The organism is Micromonospora sp. NPDC092111 (assembly GCF_044755745.1).
Taxonomy (GTDB): domain Bacteria; phylum Actinomycetota; class Actinomycetes; order Mycobacteriales; family Micromonosporaceae; genus Micromonospora.
Genome location: NZ_JBIVRQ010000003.1, coordinates 113,424 through 132,069, shown reverse-complemented (window position 1 = coordinate 132,069; position 18,646 = coordinate 113,424). Strand labels below are relative to the sequence as shown.

Annotated in this window: 16 protein-coding genes; 12 read left to right on the top strand and 4 right to left on the bottom strand. The window is 74.4% G+C overall.

From position 1 onward, the window contains the following. The first annotated feature begins 56 nt into the window (after positions 1-56). The 4 genes from sucB to ACIQG9_RS09090 all read left to right on the top strand — a co-directional run bounded on the left by sucB (position 57) and on the right by ACIQG9_RS09090 (position 5,052). Entirely contained in the window at positions 57-1,874 is a 1,818-nt protein-coding gene (gene sucB, locus ACIQG9_RS09105) for a 2-oxoglutarate dehydrogenase, E2 component, dihydrolipoamide succinyltransferase (protein WP_400399534.1), read from the top strand. Between the two features lie 171 nt (positions 1,875-2,045). Further along, the gene (locus ACIQG9_RS09100; RefSeq protein ID WP_400399532.1) at positions 2,046-3,383 is read left to right on the top strand and encodes a low temperature requirement protein A; all 1,338 of its coding nucleotides are present in this window, start codon (positions 2,046-2,048) and stop codon (positions 3,381-3,383) included. A gap of 77 nt (positions 3,384-3,460) precedes the next feature. Then, positions 3,461-3,976 carry a hemerythrin domain-containing protein gene (locus ACIQG9_RS09095; protein ID WP_400399530.1) on the top strand — a complete coding sequence of 172 codons (516 nt, stop codon included), beginning with the start codon at positions 3,461-3,463 and terminating at the stop codon, positions 3,974-3,976. Between the two features lie 113 nt (positions 3,977-4,089). Then, a complete protein-coding gene (locus ACIQG9_RS09090) occupies positions 4,090-5,052 on the top strand; it encodes an LLM class flavin-dependent oxidoreductase (protein ID WP_400399528.1) in 963 nt (320 codons plus the stop codon). A gap of 9 nt (positions 5,053-5,061) precedes the next feature. Here ACIQG9_RS09090 and ACIQG9_RS09085 read toward each other — a convergent pair whose 3' ends face one another. Further along, on the bottom strand, positions 5,062-5,433 hold the full coding sequence (locus tag ACIQG9_RS09085) for a MerR family transcriptional regulator (RefSeq protein ID WP_400399526.1): 372 nt from the start codon (positions 5,431-5,433) through the stop codon (positions 5,062-5,064). Positions 5,434-5,487: 54 nt separating this feature from the next. On the opposite strand from ACIQG9_RS09085, the gene ACIQG9_RS09080 reads away from it, so the two are divergent. Both ACIQG9_RS09080 and ACIQG9_RS09075 read left to right on the top strand, forming a co-directional pair. Then, entirely contained in the window at positions 5,488-6,486 is a 999-nt protein-coding gene (locus tag ACIQG9_RS09080) for an aldo/keto reductase (protein WP_400399524.1), read from the top strand. Positions 6,487-6,538: 52 nt separating this feature from the next. After that, a complete protein-coding gene (locus ACIQG9_RS09075) occupies positions 6,539-7,438 on the top strand; it encodes a TIGR01777 family oxidoreductase (protein WP_400399522.1) in 900 nt (299 codons plus the stop codon). A 128-nt stretch (positions 7,439-7,566) separates the two neighbouring features. Here the strand turns inward: ACIQG9_RS09075 and ACIQG9_RS09070 are convergent, their stop codons facing one another. Both ACIQG9_RS09070 and ACIQG9_RS09065 read right to left on the bottom strand, forming a co-directional pair. Then, the gene (locus ACIQG9_RS09070; RefSeq protein WP_400399520.1) at positions 7,567-8,784 is read right to left on the bottom strand and encodes an alpha/beta hydrolase family esterase; all 1,218 of its coding nucleotides are present in this window, start codon (positions 8,782-8,784) and stop codon (positions 7,567-7,569) included. A 191-nt stretch (positions 8,785-8,975) separates the two neighbouring features. Further along, on the bottom strand, positions 8,976-9,365 hold the full coding sequence (locus ACIQG9_RS09065) for an SCO5389 family protein (RefSeq protein ID WP_400399518.1): 390 nt from the start codon (positions 9,363-9,365) through the stop codon (positions 8,976-8,978). A 134-nt stretch (positions 9,366-9,499) separates the two neighbouring features. On the opposite strand from ACIQG9_RS09065, the gene ACIQG9_RS09060 reads away from it, so the two are divergent. The 3 genes from ACIQG9_RS09060 (at position 9,500) to ACIQG9_RS09050 (ending at position 12,483) form a co-directional block, all read left to right on the top strand. Continuing rightward, complete coding sequence (locus tag ACIQG9_RS09060) at positions 9,500-11,326, top strand: DUF2079 domain-containing protein (protein WP_400399516.1); 1,827 nt, start codon at positions 9,500-9,502, stop codon at positions 11,324-11,326. 121 nt (positions 11,327-11,447) lie between these two features. Beyond that, positions 11,448-12,086, top strand: a complete 639-nt coding sequence (gene lipB / locus ACIQG9_RS09055; RefSeq protein ID WP_400399514.1) for a lipoyl(octanoyl) transferase LipB — start codon at positions 11,448-11,450, stop codon at positions 12,084-12,086. 4 nt (positions 12,087-12,090) lie between these two features. Beyond that, complete coding sequence (locus ACIQG9_RS09050; protein WP_400399512.1) at positions 12,091-12,483, top strand: VOC family protein; 393 nt, start codon at positions 12,091-12,093, stop codon at positions 12,481-12,483. Between the two features lie 111 nt (positions 12,484-12,594). On the opposite strand, the gene aspS is transcribed toward ACIQG9_RS09050, so the two are convergent. Then, positions 12,595-13,881 (bottom strand): aspartate--tRNA(Asn) ligase, encoded by a 1,287-nt coding sequence (gene aspS, locus ACIQG9_RS09045; protein ID WP_400399510.1) that lies wholly within the window; start codon positions 13,879-13,881, stop codon positions 12,595-12,597. 356 nt (positions 13,882-14,237) lie between these two features. On the opposite strand from aspS, the gene lipA reads away from it, so the two are divergent. From lipA to ACIQG9_RS09030, 3 genes are all read left to right on the top strand, one after another. Continuing rightward, positions 14,238-15,284, top strand: coding sequence for a lipoyl synthase (lipA, locus tag ACIQG9_RS09040; RefSeq protein WP_400399508.1), 1,047 nt, complete (start codon positions 14,238-14,240; stop codon positions 15,282-15,284). 79 nt (positions 15,285-15,363) lie between these two features. After that, positions 15,364-17,088 carry a DUF423 domain-containing protein gene (locus tag ACIQG9_RS09035; protein ID WP_400399507.1) on the top strand — a complete coding sequence of 575 codons (1,725 nt, stop codon included), beginning with the start codon at positions 15,364-15,366 and terminating at the stop codon, positions 17,086-17,088. Positions 17,089-17,160: 72 nt separating this feature from the next. Continuing rightward, positions 17,161-18,645: an NAD(P)/FAD-dependent oxidoreductase gene (locus ACIQG9_RS09030; RefSeq protein ID WP_400399505.1), complete on the top strand. Its 1,485-nt coding sequence runs from the start codon at positions 17,161-17,163 to the stop codon at positions 18,643-18,645. Position 18,646 lies beyond the last annotated feature (1 nt).

Genomic DNA, 18,646 nt, shown 5'->3' with positions numbered 1-18,646 from the left:
CGACGCCGGCGGCAAGCGGGCGAGGATCGCACCAGGCCACGAAGGAGTTTCAGAACATGCCGGTATCGGTCACCATGCCTCGGCTCGGCGAGAGCGTCACCGAGGGCACCGTCACCCGCTGGCTCAAGCAGGAGGGCGAGACCGTCGAGGTCGACGAGCCGCTGCTGGAGGTGTCGACCGACAAGGTCGACACCGAGATCCCGTCCCCTGCGGCGGGTGTGCTGAGCCGGATCGTGGTCGGTGAGGACGAGACCGCCGAGGTGGGCAGCGAGCTGGCCGTCATCTCCGGTGAGGGCGAGTCGGCCGGCGGAGCCGCCCCGCAGGAGCAGGCCGCGCCGGCCGCCGAGCCGACGGCCGCCGCCGAGGGCACCGGCCCCGAGCCGGAGCGGGAGCAGCCGACCCAGGAGCAGCCGGCGGCGCAGGCCGCGCCGGCCGGGTCGGGCGAGGGCACCGCGGTGAAGATGCCGGCCCTGGGCGAGAGCGTCACCGAGGGTACGGTCACCCGCTGGCTCAAGCAGGTCGGCGAGACCGTCGAGGTGGACGAGCCGCTGCTGGAGGTCTCCACCGACAAGGTCGACACCGAGATCCCGTCGCCGGTCGCCGGCACCGTCCTGGAGATCAAGGTCCCCGAGGACGAGACCGCCGCGGTCGGCGCGGACCTGGCGATCATCGGTGCGGCGGGCGCGGCCCCGGCCGAGCCGAAGCCCGAGCCGAAGGCGGAGCCGAAGCCCGAGCCGAAGGCGGAGGCCAAGCCCGCACCGAAGGCCGAGCCGGAGCAGAAGGTCGCCGAGCCGACCCCGGGTGCGGCGTACAACGAGCCGGCCGCCGAGGCCGAGTCGGCGGCGCAGCCGGCCAGGGCCGAGCAGGCCGCCCAGCCGGCCGCCGCGCAGCGGCCGACCGCCCCCGCCCAGGGTGGCGGCGAGGAGGCCGCCGGTTACGTGACCCCGCTGGTCCGCAAGCTGGCCGGCGAGCACGGCGTCGACCTCGCCTCGGTCAACGGCACCGGCGTCGGTGGCCGGATCCGCAAGCAGGACGTGCTGGAGGCGGCGGCGAAGGCCAAGGCGGCCAAGGCCGCCCCGGCTCCGGCCGCCCAGCCGGCCGCCGCGGCGGCGGCCCCGGCGAAGCCGGCCACCAAGCCGCAGCCGAGCGGCAAGCGGGGCAGCACCGAGAAGCTGACCCGCATCCGCAAGGCCATCGCCACCCGGTTGCAGGAGTCGCTGCACGAGATGGCGCAGCTCACCACGGTGATCGAGGTGGACGTCACCCGGGTCGCCAAGCTGCGGGCGCAGGCGAAGGACTCGTTCCAGCAGCGGCACGGGGTGAAGCTGTCGTTCCTGCCGTTCTTCGCCCTGGCGGCTATCGAGGCCCTGCAGACGTACCCGATCGTGAACGCCAGGATGGACCTCGACGCGGGCACCATCACCTACCCCGACGGCGAGAACCTCGGCATCGCGGTGGACACCGAGCGGGGCCTGCTGACGCCGGTCATCCACAACGCCGGTGACCTCAACCTGGGCGGCATCGCCAAGCGGGTCGCGGACCTGGCCGAGCGCACCCGGACCAACAAGATCAGCCCGGACGAGATCGCCGGGGCGACCTTCACGCTGACCAACACCGGCAGCCGGGGCGCGCTCTTCGACACCCCGATCGTGCCGTCGCCGCAGTCCGCGATGCTCGGTACGGGTGCCGTGGTGAAGCGTCCGGTCGTGGTGAACGACCCGGACCTGGGCGAGGTCGTCGCGATCCGCTCGATGGTCTACCTGGCCCTGTCCTACGACCACCGGCTGATCGACGGCGCCGACGCGGCCCGCTTCCTGGTCGCGGTCAAGGAGCGGCTGGAGGCCGGCAACTTCGAGGCCGAGCTGGGCCTGTAACACCCGTACCCGCGAGGGCGTCCCGGTCGGTCGACCGGGGCGCCCTCGGCGGCTGTGCGGCCGGTCCGCCGCGCGGGGTGTCCTCGGGAGACCGTCCAGGCCCGCGTCGGCCGGGGGCTGGCTGAGCCGAATCCCGCCCCTCGGCCGGCCGGACGCTGCGAGAGTGGGGCAATGGGCGACTACCGGTGGAGCGGGCGGCTGGGCCCGGCCGTGGCCGTCGCCCCCGGGGCCCGGGTCGACAAGTTCGAGGTCTTCTTCGACCTGGTCTTCGTCGTCTCGTTCTTCATCATCACCCGGTCCACCGTGGCCGAGATCGGTGGTCAGGAGCTGCTGCACGCCGGCCTGGTGCTCGCCGTGCTCTGGTGGTGCTATGTGGTGCACAGCATGGCCGCCACCCGGCTGCGGCTCGGCGAGGGCTTCGTCCCGGTGCTGATGGTGGCCGCGATGGCCTCCCTGTTCGCCTTCGCGCTGGCCCTGCCGCAGGCGTTCGGCACCCCGCACGGGGGTCTCGCCGGGCCGATGGTGGTGGCGGTCAGCTACGTGGCCGTCCGGGGCGTGCACCTGGTGCTGTTCCTGCGGGCCGGTCGGGACAATCCGGTCGACCGCCGCCAGTTGCTGCACTTCATGCCGGAGCTGGTGGCCAGCGTCGTACTGCTGCTGGCGGCGGCGCTGGTCCCGGTGGCGATCGGCGATCCGGGCCGGGCCGGGATCGTCCGGGACGTGCTCTGGATCCTGGTGGTCCTGGTCCAGTACGGCACCGGGCTGGTCGCCGGCACCTGGGGCTGGAGCGTGACCTCCGCCGAACACTGGACCGAGCGGTACGACCTGATCCTGATCATCGCGCTGGGTGAGTCGATCATCTCGGTGGGCGTCGGGGGCAACGTGCTCGGCAAGCCGGTCACCTGGCCGGCGATCGCCGCGGCCACGCTCGGCATCGTCTTCACCGCCGCACTCTGGTGGGCGCACTTCGACCTGATCGGCCCGGCCGCCCGGATCGCGCTGCACGCGGCGACCGGCCACGCCCGGATGACCATGGCCCGGGACGCCTACGCGTACCTCTACCTGCCGATGATCGCGGGCATCATCCTGTTCGCGATCGGCAGCGACGAGCTGGTCCGGGCGGTCACCGACCCGGCGGGCGGGGTGGGCGAGAAGGCCCAGGGACCGGCCGTGCCGCTGCTGTTCGGCGGGGTGATCTGCTATCTCGCCACCAACATGCTGTTCCAGCTCCGCACCCTGCACACGCTGAGCTGGAGCCGGGTCGGCGTGCTGGTGGTGCTGGCCGCCGGCATGCCGGTCGCGGGGCGGCTGCCGGCGCTGGCCGCGCTCGCGCTGCTGACCGCCATCTGCGTCGGCCTGATCGCGGTGGAGGTGGCGACCATGGCCGACTCCCGTAATGCCCTGCGCAAGGCGGTGCACGACGAACGGGTCAACCACGAGGCGCAGGAGGCCGCCTGGCGGGCCCGTTGGCACGAGGACGAGCCCCGCGACACGACGGGTCCGGCGTAGACTCCGTTCCAGCGTCGCGGTGCACCCGGCAAGGAGACCGCCGAGGGCATGGAGGCGCGGGACGGCATGGGACCCACGTGCACCCCTCCGCAGCACCCGGTGACCGCCTCGCGGCACTCGGCACCCAGTTGATCGAGATCCACGACTGGCTCCGCGAGGAGCTGGCCCGGCTCCGGGCCGGCCTCGACCCGGCCGGCGGGCCGCCGGGCGGCGGCGACCGGCTGCGTGGCCTGCGGGCCCACTGCCTCACCTTCTGCGCCGCCCTGACCCGGCACCACACCGGCGAGGACGCCGGGGCGTTCCGGGTGCTCGCCGAGGAGGCCCCACAGCTACGCCCGGTGCTGGCGCAGCTCGCCCACGACCATCGGATGGTCGACGCGATCGTGCGCCGGATCGAGGAGCTGGTCGCCGAGCCACCGACCGGTGACCCGGCCGCCACCGAGCGGGTACGCGGCGAGTTGGACGGGCTCGGCGCCATCCTCGAATCGCACTTCGGCTTCGAGGAACGGCGGATCGTCGCCGCGCTCGACGCGCTGCGCGCCGAGGCCGGCGACGCCGAGGCGCTGTTCGGCCTGGCCCCACCCGCCGGTTGAGGTGACCGGGGCGGTCCGTCCGGCACCGGATTCAGCGGTGGGCGAATTCGCCGGTCGGCAGAATCGGCCGGTCCGGGCTGGCCCGCCGGCCGGTGACCACGCAGGCTGGGCCGGTGACCGTCTTCTCCCTCCAGGCCACCCCGACCGACGCGGCGAGCTGGGTCGACCTGGCCCGCAGCGCCGAGGCCGCCGGCTACGACGCCCTGCTCGCCGCCGACCATCCCGGTGACGTGACGGCACCGTTCGTCGCGCTGGCCGCCGCCGCGTCGGTGACCTCCACGATCGGGCTCGGCTCGTACGTGTCGAACCTCGGCGTCCGGGAACCGATCCTGCTCGCCGCCGACGTGGCCACCCTCGACCTGGTCTCCGGCGGCCGGGCGCGGCTCGGTGTCGGGGCCGGGCACACCCCCGCCGAGTGGGCCGCCGTCGGCCGGGAACGCCCCGACGTCGCCGGCCGGGTACGCCGCTGCGTCGCCGTCGCCGAGGCGGTCCGCGCCCTGCTGGACGGGGCGGAGGTCAGCGTGGACTCCGCCGAGCTGGCGATGCGGGCCGCCCGGCTGGCCGAGCCCCGGCCGGTGCAGCGGCGCATCCCGCTCACCGTGGGCACCGCCAACTCGACCCTGCTGCGGTGGGCCGGCGCGCATGCCGACGTGGTGGGGCTGACCGGCTTCGGGCGTACCCTCGCCGACGGCCACCGCCACGACGTGCGCTGGCGGTCCGACCAGATCGAGGCCCAGCTCGCCCACGTCGCCGCCGGTGCCGCGGGGCGGGACGACCCACCGGCGCTGGAGGCGCTGGTGCAGCAGGTGGTGGTCACCGACGACGCCGGGGCCGCCGCCGCGGACCTGGCGGCCCGGCTCGGCCTGACCGTCGACGAACTGCTGGCCACCCCGTTCGTGCTGATCGGCACGGTGGACGAGATCGTCGCGGCGGTCGCCGGGCACCAGCGCCGCTGGGGGGTCACCCGGTTCGTGGTCCGCCGGGACGCGCGGGAACCGCTGGCCCCGGTGCTGGCCCGGTTGGCCGGCCCCGCCGACGTCCTCCGGGAGCCGGTCGACGGCCGGACCGGCGAGTGAGCCGGCCGGTCAGGAGGCGGGGGCGGCCCCGGTGACGCTGCGGTAGAAGCGGATCTTCTCGCGCAGGTGGTCGTGCTGGCGCTGGAGCACCACCATCTGCTCCTCGACCCGGGCGGCATGCCGTTCGAGCAGTTCCTGCCGGTCCCGGGCGGTGTGCTCCCCGTCCCGGGCCAGTTCGGCGTAGCGGCACATCTCGGCGATCGGCATGCCGGTGTCCCGTAGGCAGCGGAAGAGCAGCAGCCAGCTCAGGTCGTCGTCGGTGAAGACCCGACGGCCGCCCAGGGTACGCCCGATGTCGCTGAGCAGGCCGATCTTCTCGTAGTAGCGGAGGGTGTCGAGGCTGAAGCCGCTCCGGCGGGCGGCCTCCGACGGTGGGTACATTCCCGGATGCTAGCGCTTGACCTGGAGTGCGCTCCAGGTTGAAAACTGGACGGCATGACGATGACACGGACTCTGGGCCGCAGCGGGATCGAGGCCAGCGCGGTCGGCATGGGCTGCTGGGCGATCGGTGGACCGCTGTGGGGCGACGGCGGCCAGCCGTTCGGGTGGGGACAGGTGGACGACGACGAGTCGGTCGCCACCATCCACCGCGCCCTCGACCTGGGCGTCACCCTCTTCGACACGGCCAGCAACTACGGCGCCGGGCACAGCGAGCGGGTGCTCGGGCGGGCCCTCGCCGGCCGGCGGGACCGGGCGGTGATCGCCACGAAGTTCGCCAACCGGGCGGACGAGGCCACCCGACAGTGGACCGGCACCGACGCCAGCCCGGCGTACGCCGTCACCAGCCTGGAGGAGTCGCTGCGCCGGCTGGGTACCGACTACGTCGACCTCTACCAGCTCCACATCAACGACCTGCCGGCGCCCGTCGCGCTCGACCTGGTCGACACCCTGGAGGGCCTGGTCACCCAGGGCAAGATCCGGTCGTACGGCTGGAGCACCGACAACCCGGCGTCGGCCCGGGCGTTCGCCGAGGCGGGCCCGCACTGCGCCGTCGTGCAGCACGACGAGTCGGTGCTGAACGACAACGCGGAGATGCTGGCGGTCTGCGACACGTTCGACCTGGCCAGCCTCAACCGGGGGCCGCTGGCGATGGGCCTGCTCACCGGGTCGAACCGGGCGGTCGGCCGGGACGACGTACGCGGGATCGCGCCGGACTGGCTGGTCTGGTTCACCGACGGCCGCCCCACGCCCGAGTGGTCGGCCCGGGTCGAGGCGATCCGGGGGGCGCTGACCGCCGACGGACGTACCCTCGCCCAGGGCGCGCTGGGCTGGTTGCTGGCCCGCAGCCCGCGGACCGTGCCGATCCCCGGCTGCCGGACGGTCGCGCAGGCAACGGAGAACTTCGCCACCCTCGCCCTCGGCCCGCTGCCGGCGGACGCGTTCGCCGAGGTGGAACGGCTCCTCGCCGATCTCCGTCCGACCCCGGTGCACTGAGTCGGGGGCGTTCGCCGCATCCGACCACCCCCGCGTGCCCGAAGATGTGAACATGCGGATCCTCATCGCCGGCGCGTCCGGCTTCCTCGGCACCCGGCTGGTCGACCGCCTCGCGTCCGACGGGAACCAGGTGACCCGGCTGGTCCGGCGGCCACCACGCAACGCCGACGAGCGGCAGTGGAACCCGTCGGCCGCGCAGCTCGACCCGGACCTGGTGGCCGCCGCCGACGCGGTGGTCAACCTGGCCGGCGCCGGGGTCGGCGACCGGCGGTGGAACGAGGAGTACCGCAGGTTGATCCGGTCGAGCCGGGTGGACAGCACCACCACCCTGGCCATCACCATCGCCGGGCTGCCGGCGGCGGACCGGCCCCGGGTGCTGCTCAACGCCTCGGCGGTCGGCTGGTACGGCAACACCGGTGACCGGGTGGTCGAGGAGGACGCCCCGGCGGGTGAGGGTTTCCTGGCCGACGTCTGCCGGGTCTGGGAGGCGGCGACCCGGCCGGCCGAGGACGCCGGCGTACGGGTGGTGCGGCTGCGGACCGGGCTGCCGCTGCACCGCGACGGCGGGCTGCTCAAGCCGCAGTTGCTGCCGTTCAAACTGGGTATCGCGGGGCGGCTGGGCAGCGGCCGGCAGTGGCTACCGTGGATCTCGCTGCGGGACTGGTTGGACGCCGTGGTGTTCCTGCTCGGTGCCGACGAGATCGCCGGCCCGGTCAACGGCGCCGGCCCGAACCCGGTCACCAACGCCGAGTTCACCCGGGAGCTGGCCCGCCAGCTCCACCGCCCGGCGATCATCCCGATCCCCGGGCTCGCCCTCAGGGTCGCCCTCGGCGGCTTCGCCCAGGAGGCCCTGACCAGCGCCCGGGTCCTCCCCGGCGTGCTGGCGAAGGCCGGTTTCCGGTGGGCCCACCCCGACCTGCCCCCGGCGCTGCGCGCCGCCCTGACCGACTAGGACTCGGCGGCGCGTGCGCCTCGGCGGTCACCTGGCCGGGGCGGGTATGCCGGTCCGGCATGAACATGCCGGACCGGCATACCGGTCTGCGGAAGGTCACTCCCCGTGCGGGTGACCGCGGGCGTCGGTCAGCAGCCGATGACCCAGTAGGTGGGGGCGGTCTGCTTGAGGGTGCTGGTGTAGAAGGTGTTGTAGAGGCCCATCCGCTGGTTGCTGCCCAGGGCGTAGGCGTAGCCCCCGGACTGGTAGGCGCGGCCGGCGGCGACGTGCGCGTAGTTGCTGGCGGTGACGCAGGTCGGGGCCGTGGTAGGCGACGCCGTGGGGGTGGGCGACGCGGTGGCGGAGACGGTCGGGGTGGGGCTGGGCGGGCCGCCGCCGTTCAGGCCGAAGAAGAGCGCGTCCCGGTACGTCGAGCAGATGGTGTCCAGGAAGTACGAGGTGGCGGTGCCGCACTGGTCGGCGCCGGAACCCGGGTCGACGGGGGTGCCGTGGCCCATGCCGGAGACCCGGTAGACCCGGACGGCGTCGTTGCCGTACACCTCCAGGCTGGTGCCGGCGGGCAGGGACGAGGTGCTGGTCGGGGTCTGGGACACCCCGAGCACGTTGGTCCACTGGTCGCGGGACTCGGTGGCGTTGGCCGGCACGACGGTGCTGTCCGAGGTGCCGTGCCAGATGGCCACCCGGGGTCGCCGGCCGGTGTAGCCGGAGTACGCCGCCCGGACCAGGTCGCCCCAGGCCGCCGGGGTCTTGTCCACCCCGCTGTACTGGCAGGTGCTGGTCGACGCCGGCGGCGAGCAGCGGTACGGGATGCCGGCGATGACCGAGCCGGCGGCGAACACCTCGGGGTAGGTGGCGAGCATGACCGAGGTCATCGCGCCGCCGGCCGACAGCCCGCTGACGAAGACGCGGCTGCCGTCCAGACCGTAGGTCGACGTCGCGTAGGAGATCATCTGGCGGATCGACAGGGCCTCGCCCTGGCCCCGGGTGATGTCCCCCTCGGTGAACCAGTTGAAGCAGCTCAGCGCCTGGTTGGCGCTGGACTGCTGGGGCACGATCAGGGCGAACTTCCACTGGTCGGCGTACTTCTGCCAGCCGGAGTTGGCGAAGTAGCCGGCGGCGTTCTGGGTGCAGCCGTGCAGCAGCACCACGGCGGGTGCGTTGGCCGGCAGGCCGTCCGGGCGGTAGGCGTACATGGCGAGGTTGCCGGGGTTCGAGCCGAAGCCGGTGACCTGGGTCAGGGTGGCGGCCTGGGCGGGCACGGCGGCGGCGACCAGGGCGGTCGCCGCGAGCACTGCCCCGGCGACCGCCCCGGCGAGCCGGGTGAGAATGGATGAGGAGCGGCGCACGGTGGCCTCCTGTCGCGACTGTGAACTGGGTCACCCCGAGTTGCCGCGACGTTACGTCCGTGTTGCGAAGTGGCGACATGGCCGCCGCTCACACATTCGCTGTCGCCGATGTGGCGGTCAGCGGTCGCCGGCCGCCGGCCGCCGGGAGCGGACCCGGTCCGGGGGCCCGCCGGAGCGGACCCCCGGACGCGTCAGCAGTTGCGCAACTCCGGCGTCTGGTTGCGGATCTGGGCCAGCGGCGAGACGAACTCCCGCCAGACCTCACCGCCGGCCAGCGCCGGCGGGAAGGCGGCCACCCGGTGGCAGTTCTGGAAGGCCAGCGTCACGCCGAAGTGCCGCTCCAGGCCACCCCGGATCGCGTCGCTGGCCAGCGCCCGCAGCAGTTGCCCACGCTCGACCTCGGTGGGCGGGGGCACGGCGTGCTCGGCCATCCGGCCGCCGCCGGCCGCCCGCCCGGCGACGTCGGCGACCACCGACCAGGCGTACGGCAGCGAACGCCGGACGCAGTCGACGAACTCGTCGTCGTCCACCCGACCGGTCTCGGCCCGCTCCAGCAGGGCGGTGGGTACGTCGAGAGACATTCTTCTCCTCCGATCTGCGCACTGACGCGGTCCGCGTACCGGCGCGACTGATGCAATTGGAAGTCATTTCCAACAAGGAATCAAGGTTCCGGGTCCGGACGGCGTGTCCAGATCCGGTTGGTAACGTCCGCTCCGTGCCGTCCTCCCCGACCGTGGCCGCCGACCAGCCGCCCGCCGCCGTGCCCCCCACCGGCCGGGACCGCCGCGCCGACCTGACCGTGTTGATCGTCGCGGTGGCGCTCGCGGTCTGGGTGACCAGCGGGCTGTGGCGGGACCCGAACAACCGGGCGATCACCGTCAACTCCAGCGACCAGGCGCTCTTCGAGTGGCTGCTCGCCTTCGGCGCGAACGCGCTCACCCACGGGGAGAACCCGCTCTTCACCCACCTGATCAACGTGCCCGACGGGGTGAACCTCGCGGTCAACACCTCGATCACCGTGTACGCGGCGGTCTTCGCGCCGCTGACGTACCTGATCGGGCCACCGGCGACGTTCCTGGTGATCCTCACCCTCAACCTGGCCGCCACCGCGCTGGCCTGGTACTGGCTGCTCTCCCGGCACCTGGTCCGCAGCCGCCTCGCGGCCGGCGTCGGCGCGCTGTTCATCGCCTACTCCCCCGGCATGGTCGCGCACGCCAACGCCCATCTGAACTGGACCGCCGGCTGGCTGGTGCCACTGCTGGCGCAGGGCGTGTTCGCGCTGCGCCGGCCGGGACGCTGGCTGCGCGGCGGGGTCGTCCTCGGCGTACTGGTCGCGGTCGCCTTCTCGATCGCCGCCGAGGGGCTCTTCTTCACCGCCCTGGCGCTCGCCGTGTTCCTCGCCGTCTGGGCGCTGCACCCGGCCCGCCGTGCCGAGGCGCGCGCCGCGCTGCCCACCTTCCTGCGCGGGCTCGGGGTGACCGCGCTGGTCGCCGGGGTGCTGCTGGCGTACCCGCTCTGGCTGCACTTCGCCGGGCCGCAGCGGTTCCACGGCACCGGGTTCGACCCGGGCATCCACTCCGAGGACATCGCCGCGTTCGGCGCCTTCCCGCGCCGGTCGCTGGCCGGGGCGGCCGGGTGGGGCACCTCGCTGGCGCCCAACCCGACCGAGGAGAACAGCTTCTTCGGGCTGCCGCTGCTGGTGCTCGCGGTGGTCTGTCTCGGCGTGCTGTGGCGCCGCGCCACCCCCGGCCGCCGGGCCACGCTGGCCGCGCTGGGGGTGACCGCCGCGCTCTTCGCGGTGCTCTCCTGGGGGCCGCTGGCGAAGTGGGACGGGCGGCGCACCGGCCAACTGCTGCCGTTCGGGGTGCTGGACAACCTGCCGGTGGTCAACGCCGCGCTGCCGTCCCGGCTGGCGCTGGTGGTCGCCCCGGTGATCGGGGTGCTGCTGGCGTACACCGTCGACCGGCTCCGGGCGACGCCCCCGCGCCGGGGCGCGGTGTGGGCGTGGGTCGCCGGCTTCGTCGCGGCGCTGCTGCCGCTGCTGCCGACCCCGCTGCTGACCAGCGCCCGCCCGCCGGTGCCGGAGTTCATCACCGCCGGCACCTGGCGCCAGTACGTCTCACCCGGCGGCGTGCTCACCCCGATCCCGCTCACCCTCGACGTCACCCCCGACGGGCAGCGCTGGCAGGCGTACGCCCTGGCCCACCGGCAGGGCGAGTTCCGGCTTCCGGCCGGGTTCTTCCTCGGCCCCGGCGGACCCGACGGCCGGGGCCGGATCGGCCCTCCGCCGCGCACCTTCGACACCCTGATGGACCAGGCCGGACGGACCGGACTGGTGCCGATCATCACCGAGGGCAGCATCCGGCTCGCCCGCGCCGACCTGCGCTACTGGGGGGTGCAGGCGGTCGTCCTCCCCGACGAGGTGCACGGCGCCAAGTACGACCTCGACGAGGATGCCCTCCGCCGCACCGCCACCGCCCTGCTCGGCGCACCCCGCCGGGTCGACGACGTCTGGCTCTGGACCACCACCCCCGCTCCCTGACCCCGGCCCCGCACCTCCGGCCCGGACCGGCCCCGGGCGGGGCCACCACGGCACGATCGCGGGCGGCGGCGCGACGAGGCTCACGCCCGGGACCTGGCCCTCGCGGGGCTAGGCTGTCGGGGTGAGCGTGACGACTTCCGGCCTGACGGCCGTCCGGGCGGGCGTGGTCGACTACCTGGCCGCCTGGGATGAGCAGCGCCGGCTGCACGAGTCGGTGGCGACCGGTGCGCGCGGCGACACAGTGCTGCTGCTGGAGCACCCGAGCGTCTACACCGCCGGCAAGCGCACCGAGCCGTGGGACCGGCCGATGGACGGCACGCCGGTGGTCGACGTCGACCGGGGCGGCAAGATCACCTGGCACGGCCCGGGGCAGCTCGTCGGCTACCCGATCGTCCGGCTGCCCGACCCGGTGGACGTGGTCGCCTACGTCCGCCGCACCGAGCAGCTACTGATCGACGTCTGCGCCGAGTTCGGGCTGACCGCCGGCCGGGTCGAGGGGCGCAGCGGGGTCTGGGTGCCCGCCGACGACCGGGGCCCGGCCCGCAAGGTGGCCGCCATCGGCATCCGGGTCGCCCGCGGGGTGACCCAGCACGGCTTCTCGATCAACTGCGACTGCGACCTGTCGTCCTACGACCGGATCGTGCCGTGTGGCATCGCCGACGCCGGCACCACCTCACTCACCGCCGAGCTGGGCCGCCCGGTCACCGTTGCCGACGTCCTCCCGGTGGTCGAGCGCCGCCTGCCCACCCTGCTCGGCTGAGCCGGTGCGGATCGACCTCGTCACCGTCGTCGTCGCCGACTACGACCCGGCCATCGCGTTCTTCACCGAGGTGCTCGGCTTCGACCTCGTGGCGGACGAGCCCTCGCTGACCAACGACGGACGCCCGAAACGGTGGGTGGTGGTCCGCCCGCCGGGCGCGCAGACCGGCCTCCTGCTGGCCCGCGCCGACGGTGAACGGCAGCAGGCCGCCGTGGGCGACCAGGTGGCCGGCCGGGTCGGCTTCTTCCTCCAGGTCGACGACTTCGACGCCACCCACCGGCGGATGGTCGACGCCGGGGTCGAGTTCGTGAAGCCCGCCCGCACCGAGCCGTACGGTCGGGTCGCGGTGTTCCGCGACATCGCCGGCAACCGCTGGGACCTGCTCGGCCCGGCCTGACCCCCGGCACCGCTCCCGGTCCGGGACCGCGCCACCGCCCCCGCCCGCTCCGGCCGGCCGCCCCAGGACACCGGGCACGGAGGGTGCCCGGCCCGGTGTCCCGGCGGGTGCTCAGGGGGTGAGCCGGTGCAGGTCACGCGGGAAGGCGGTCACCTCCCGGACGTTGGCCGCGCCGACCAGCCGGGCCACGAAACGCTCCAGGCCGATGGCGAAGCCGCCGTGCGGCGGCATCCCGTGCCGGAACGCGTCGACGTACCCGGCGTAGCGGGCGACCGGCTCCCCGCGCGCCGCGAGCGCCGTTAGGTAATCCTCGTGCCGGTGCAGCCGCTGGCCGCCGGTGACCAGCTCCAGACCCCGGAAGAGCAGGTCGAAGCCGTTGGAGTACGCCGGCCGGGCCGGGTCCGGGTGGGTGTAGAACGGCCGCTTCGCCATCGGGTAGCCGGTGACGAAGAGGAAGTCCGAGCCGTGTTCGGCGCGGGCCCACTCGCCCAGCGCCCGCTCGTGGGCGGGGGCCAGGTCCGGCTCGTCGGCCGGCGCGCCCGCGATCCGCAGCGCCTCGGTGAAGTGCACGGCCGGGATCTCCGCCGGCACCTCGGGCAGGTCCAGGTCGAGCGCCGCCACCGCGCCGGCGGCCCGCCCGGCCACCCCGGCGAGCATCCCGGCCAGGGTGTCGCGCAGCACCACCATCACGTCCCGGTGATCGGCGACGAACCCCAGCTCGACGTCGAGCGAGGTGTACTGGGCCAGGTGCCGGACGGTGTCGTGCGGCTCGGCCCGGAACACCGGCCCGACCTCGTAGACCCGTTCCAGGACACCGACCAGCAACTGCTTGTAGAACTGCGGCGACTGGGCCAGGTAGGCGGGCCGGCCGAACCAGTCGAGCGCGAAGACGTTCGCCCCGCTCTCGGTGGACGAGGCGACCACCTTCGGGGTGTGCACCTCCACGAAGTCCCGGGCGTCCAGCGCGGCCCGGAAACCGGCGACCGCCGCCGCCGAGATCCGCAGCGCCGCCGACCGGGTGGGGTGACGCAGCGCCACCGGCGCGTGGTCGAGCTGGGTGGGCAGGGTCGCGGTGAGCGCCGGCCGGTACAGGTCGAACGGCGGCGGCTCGGCGGGCGGGCCGAGCGGACGTACCGTCGGGTCGGTCAGCTCGACCCCGGCGGGCGCCGTGCCGTTAGCGGTGACCGTGCCGACCACCTCGACCACGGTCTCCTCGGGCAGTGCCGCGACGACCGCGCGGACGGCCGGGTCGGTGACCACCACCTGGGCCAGGCCGGCGGCGTCCCGCACGATCAGGAAGGCCACCGACTTGAGCAGCCGGCGGCGGTGCACCCACCCGGCGATCCGGACGGCGGCGCCGACCCGGGCGGGGAGTTGGGCGGACAGGATGCGTTGCACGGCGGTTACCTCCTCGATCAATCGCAACGCGATCCCCGGGAGGTGTGGGCGAGCGGGAGCCTCGCGGTGCCACCACACCTTCGCCCCCGCGAACGGGGGCCTCGTTCGTCGCCTGGTGACCGGGGCCAGCCGGACGGGCTCTACTGGGCGCGGGGACGCGCCGTTCTTCCCGCAGCTCGGGAGGGTCTTCGCGGCCCGACGCCAGACCGCCTCCCAGCAACCGGCGGCTCTCTGCACTGGCGGATCGGGCCGGTACTCGGCTCCGTCACAGCTTTGCCGGGCACGCTAGCACCCGCGCCCCTCGGGTGTAACGAGCTTTTCCGGCCGCCGGTGGCCGGTGTCACAACACCTGCGACGTGACGCCCGTCGCCCGACGTACATCGACGGCCGCCGTCGGGCGTAGGCTCGGTTTTGTGACGATCGAGCACTCCGCGCCGACGACCCAGCAGGCAGCGCGCTCCGCGACGGTCGCCCCCGAGGGGCGACGGATGCTGCGGATCGAGGCGCGCAACGCCGAGACGCCGATCGAGCGCAAACCGCCGTGGATCAAGGTCAAGGCCAAGATGGGGCCGGAGTACACCCAACTCCGCGGGCTGGTCTCGCGTGAGGGGCTGCACACCGTCTGCCAGGAGGCCGGCTGCCCCAACATCTACGAGTGCTGGGAGGACCGGGAGGCCACCTTCCTCATCGGTGGCGACCAGTGCACCCGACGCTGCGACTTCTGCCAGATCGACACCGGCAAGCCCGCCGAGTTCGACGCCGACGAGCCGCGCCGGGTGGCCGAGTCGGTGGCCGCGATGGGCCTGCGCTACGCCACCATCACCGGGGTGGCCCGCGACGACCTGCCCGACGGCGGCGCCTGGCTCTACGCCGAGACGGTCCGGCAGATCCACGCGCTGCAGTCCGGCTGCGGGGTCGAGCTGCTGATCCCCGACTTCAACGCGGTGCCCGGCCAGCTCGCCGAGGTCTTCGGCTCCCGCCCGGAGGTGCTCGCGCACAACGTCGAGACGGTGCCGCGGATCTTCAAGCGGATCCGGCCGGCGTTCCGCTACGAGCGCTCCCTGGACGTGATCCGCCAGGCCCGCGCCGACGGCCTGGTCACCAAGAGCAACCTGATCCTGGGCATGGGCGAGGAGCGGGCCGAGGTGTCCCAGGCGCTGCGCGACCTGCACGACGCCGGCTGCGAGCTGATCACCATCACCCAGTACCTGCGCCCCACCCCCCGGCACCACCCGGTCAGCCGCTGGGTCAAGCCGGAGGAGTTCGTCGAGCTGCGCGAGGAGGCCGAGGAGATCGGCTTCGCCGGGGTGATGAGCGGCCCGCTGGTGCGCTCGTCGTACCGGGCGGGGCGGCTCTACAAGCAGGCCCTGGAGGCCCGCGAGCAGGTCCCGGTCACCGGCTGAGCCCGCCCGGTCGGCCCGTCACCCCGCCGACCGCCGCGTCACCCACCGCCGCCGGTGACCGGATGCCATGATCACAGGCATGACCACCGGGGTACGCCGACCGGCGCGCGACACGGCACGCCCCCACCCGCCCCGGTGGCCGTCGCCACCGGTGCTGCTCGCCCTGCTGGTGGGTGTCGCCGCGGTCGGCTGGCGGCTGGCCCTGCTGCTCGCCGACACCCCGCGCACCAACAGCGACGAGGCGACGATGGGGCTGGCCGCCCTGCACATCGCCCGGGGCGACGCCTTCCCCGTCTTCTTCTACGGCCAGGCGTACATGGGGACGCTGGAGGCGTACCTGGCCGCCCCGCTGGTCGCCCTCACCGGCCCCTCGGTGCTGGCGCTGCGCCTGCCGCTGCTGGCCCTGTACGCGCTCCTGCTGCCGCTCGGCTGGCGGCTGACCCGCCGCCTCGGCGGGGACCGCTGGTTCGCGCTGCTGGTGGTGACGGTGCTGGCGCTGGGCTCGGACCGGGTGGTCAAGAACCAACTCATCGCCGGCGGCGGGTATCCCGAACTGAACCCGATCGGCCTGGCGCTGGCCCTGCTCACCGTCCACCTGGCGACCGGACGCCGCGCCGTTCGCGACGGAGTACGCCCGGCACCGGACGGGACGGGGGCGCTGCCGGGCGGTCGGCGGTGGCGGTTCGCCGGCTGGGGGCTGCTCGCCGGGCTGACCGTCTGGGTCGACCCGCTGCTGCTGCCGTACCTGCTGGCCCTCGGCGTGGTGCTGGTCGGCGCCACCGGCCGGGAGCTGCGGGGCCGGGCCGGCTTCCTGCTGGCCGGTGGGCTGCTGCTCGGTGCCGCGCCGCTGCTCGGGCACAGCGTCGGGCCCGGCCGCAGCCCGGTGGCGGCGGCGCTCGCGGCCAGCGGCGGGGACGCGGCGGCCGGCTGGGCGGACCGGTTGTCCGGGGGGCTGCTGCTGGGCCCTTCGCTCGGGATGGGCCTGTGCGGCCCCGGCGGGTGCGCGCCCTGGCAGCTCTGGTGGTCGGTGGCCCTGCCGGTGCTGCTGGCGCTGGCCGGCTGGTCGGCCTGGCGCACCCTGCGCCCCGGCGCGGGCGACCCGCAGCCCTCGGACCCGGGCGGTCCGGCGCGGGCCGGGGCGGCGGTCCGGCTCGCCCTGGTCGCCGGCGCGGTGGGAACGCTGTTGGCCTACACGGTCAGCAGCGCCGCCGGCCGGACCCCGGTGGAGAGTTCCCGCTACCTGTCCTGCCTGGCGGTCTCGCTGCCCGCGCTGCTCTGGCCGCTGTGGCGGGCCGCCCGCGACACCGCACCACGTGCCGCCCGGGTCGACGCGCCGGACGGCGGCGCACCAGGCCGCGCCGGGGTGGATTCCGGTGCACCCCGGCAGCGGGTCGGCCGGGTGGCGGCCGTCGGCGTCCTGGCCGCGCTGGTCGGTACCGCCGTGGTGGCCACGGCCGGCACGGTCGGCACCGTGCCGGGCAACCGGGCGGAGGCGCAGCGGCACCGGACGCTGGTCGACGCGCTGCGGGCCCGCGACGTCCGGCACGTGTACGGCGAGTACTGGACCTGCAACCGGCTCACCTTCGCCGCCCGCGAGGAGATCGTCTGCGCGGTGCTGGACGACCGGCTGCGGCCCGGCTTCGACCGGGTGCCGGCGTACCGGCGGGCGGTGGCCGGGGCGACGGACCCCGGCTACGTGGCCCCGGTCGGCTCGCCGCTGGCCGCCCGGCTCGACCGGTCGCCCCCGCCCGGGTACGCGCCGGTGACGGTGTCGGGCTGGCGGATCTGGCTGGCCGGTCACTGACCCCCCAGACCGGGCACGATCGTGCTAGATTCCGCCAACCCCGACCCCAACGCATCGATGGTGGTGTCTTTAATGGCCCAGCCGCACACGGTCGTCATCGGTGCTGGTCCCGCCGGCCTGACCGCCGCGTACGAGCTGACCCGACGGCACGCCCCGGCCGAGGTGGTGGAGGCCGACGACGTGGTCGGCGGCATCAGCCGTACCGTAGAGCGGGACGGTTGGCGATTCGATATCGGTGGGCATCGATTTTTTACGAAGGTGCCCCGGGTCGAGGCGTTCTGGCACGAGCTGCTGCCACCCGCCGACTTCCCGCTGCGCCCCCGGATGAGCCGGATCCACTACCGGGGCCGGCTCTTCGACTACCCGCTGCGGGCCGGCAACGCGCTGCGGAACCTCGGCGTGGTCGAGGCGGTCCGGTGCGTCGGGTCGTACCTGTGGGCGCGGGTGCGCCCGCCGGCCGACCAGAGCCACTTCGAGGGCTGGGTGTCGGCCCGGTTCGGCGCCCGGCTGTACCGGATGTTCTTCAAGACGTACACCGAGAAGGTCTGGGGCCTGCCCGCGACGGCGCTGCGGGCGGACTGGGCGGCCCAGCGGATCCGCAACCTCTCGCTCGGCGCGGCGGTCCGCGAGGCGTTGCTGCCCCGGCGCGGCGGTTCCGGGGTGACCAGCCTGATCGAGGAGTTCCGCTACCCCCGGCTCGGCCCCGGGATGATGTGGGAACGCTGCGCCGAACTGGTCACCAAGGCCGGCGGCACGGTCCGGCTGGACACCACCGTCCGGGCGGTGCACCGGGCCGATGGCCGGGTGGTGGCGGTGACCGTCACCGGCCCGGACGGCGACCGGCGGATCGCCGCCGACCACGTGGTGTCCACCATGCCGCTGCCCGCCCTGGTCCGGGCGATGGACCCGCCGGCCCCCGAGCCGGTACGGGCCGCCGCCGACGCGCTGCGGCACCGGGACTTCCTGACCGTCGCGCTGGTGGTGCCGGCCGACGCCGGCTTCCCCGACAACTGGATCTACGTGCACACCCCGGGGGTACGGGTCGGCCGGATCCAGAACTTCGGCGCCTGGTCGCCGGAGATGGTCCGCGACGGCGGCACCTGCCTCGGGCTGGAGTACTTCGTCAACGAGGGCGACGACCTGTGGTCGGCCCCCGACCCGGAGTTGGTCGGCTACGGCACCGCCGAGCTGGAGCGCCTCGGCCTGGTCCGCCCCGGCTCGGTCACCGACGGATACGTGGTGCGGATGCCGAAGGCGTACCCGGTCTACGACGAGGGGTACGCCGAGGCCGTCGAGGTGATCCGCCGCTGGCTGGCCGAGGTCGCGCCGAACGTGCACCCGGTGGGGCGCAACGGCATGCACCGCTACAACAACCAGGACCACTCGATGCTCACCGCGATGCTGGCGGCGGAGAACATCCTCGACGGCACCGGTCACGACGTGTGGGCGGTCAACGTCGACGACGACTACCACGAGGAGGGCGGCACCGGCCGCTCCGCACCCGTGCTGCCCCGCCCGGCCAGGCCGGGGATCATCCGTCCTGACGGCGCCCACTAGA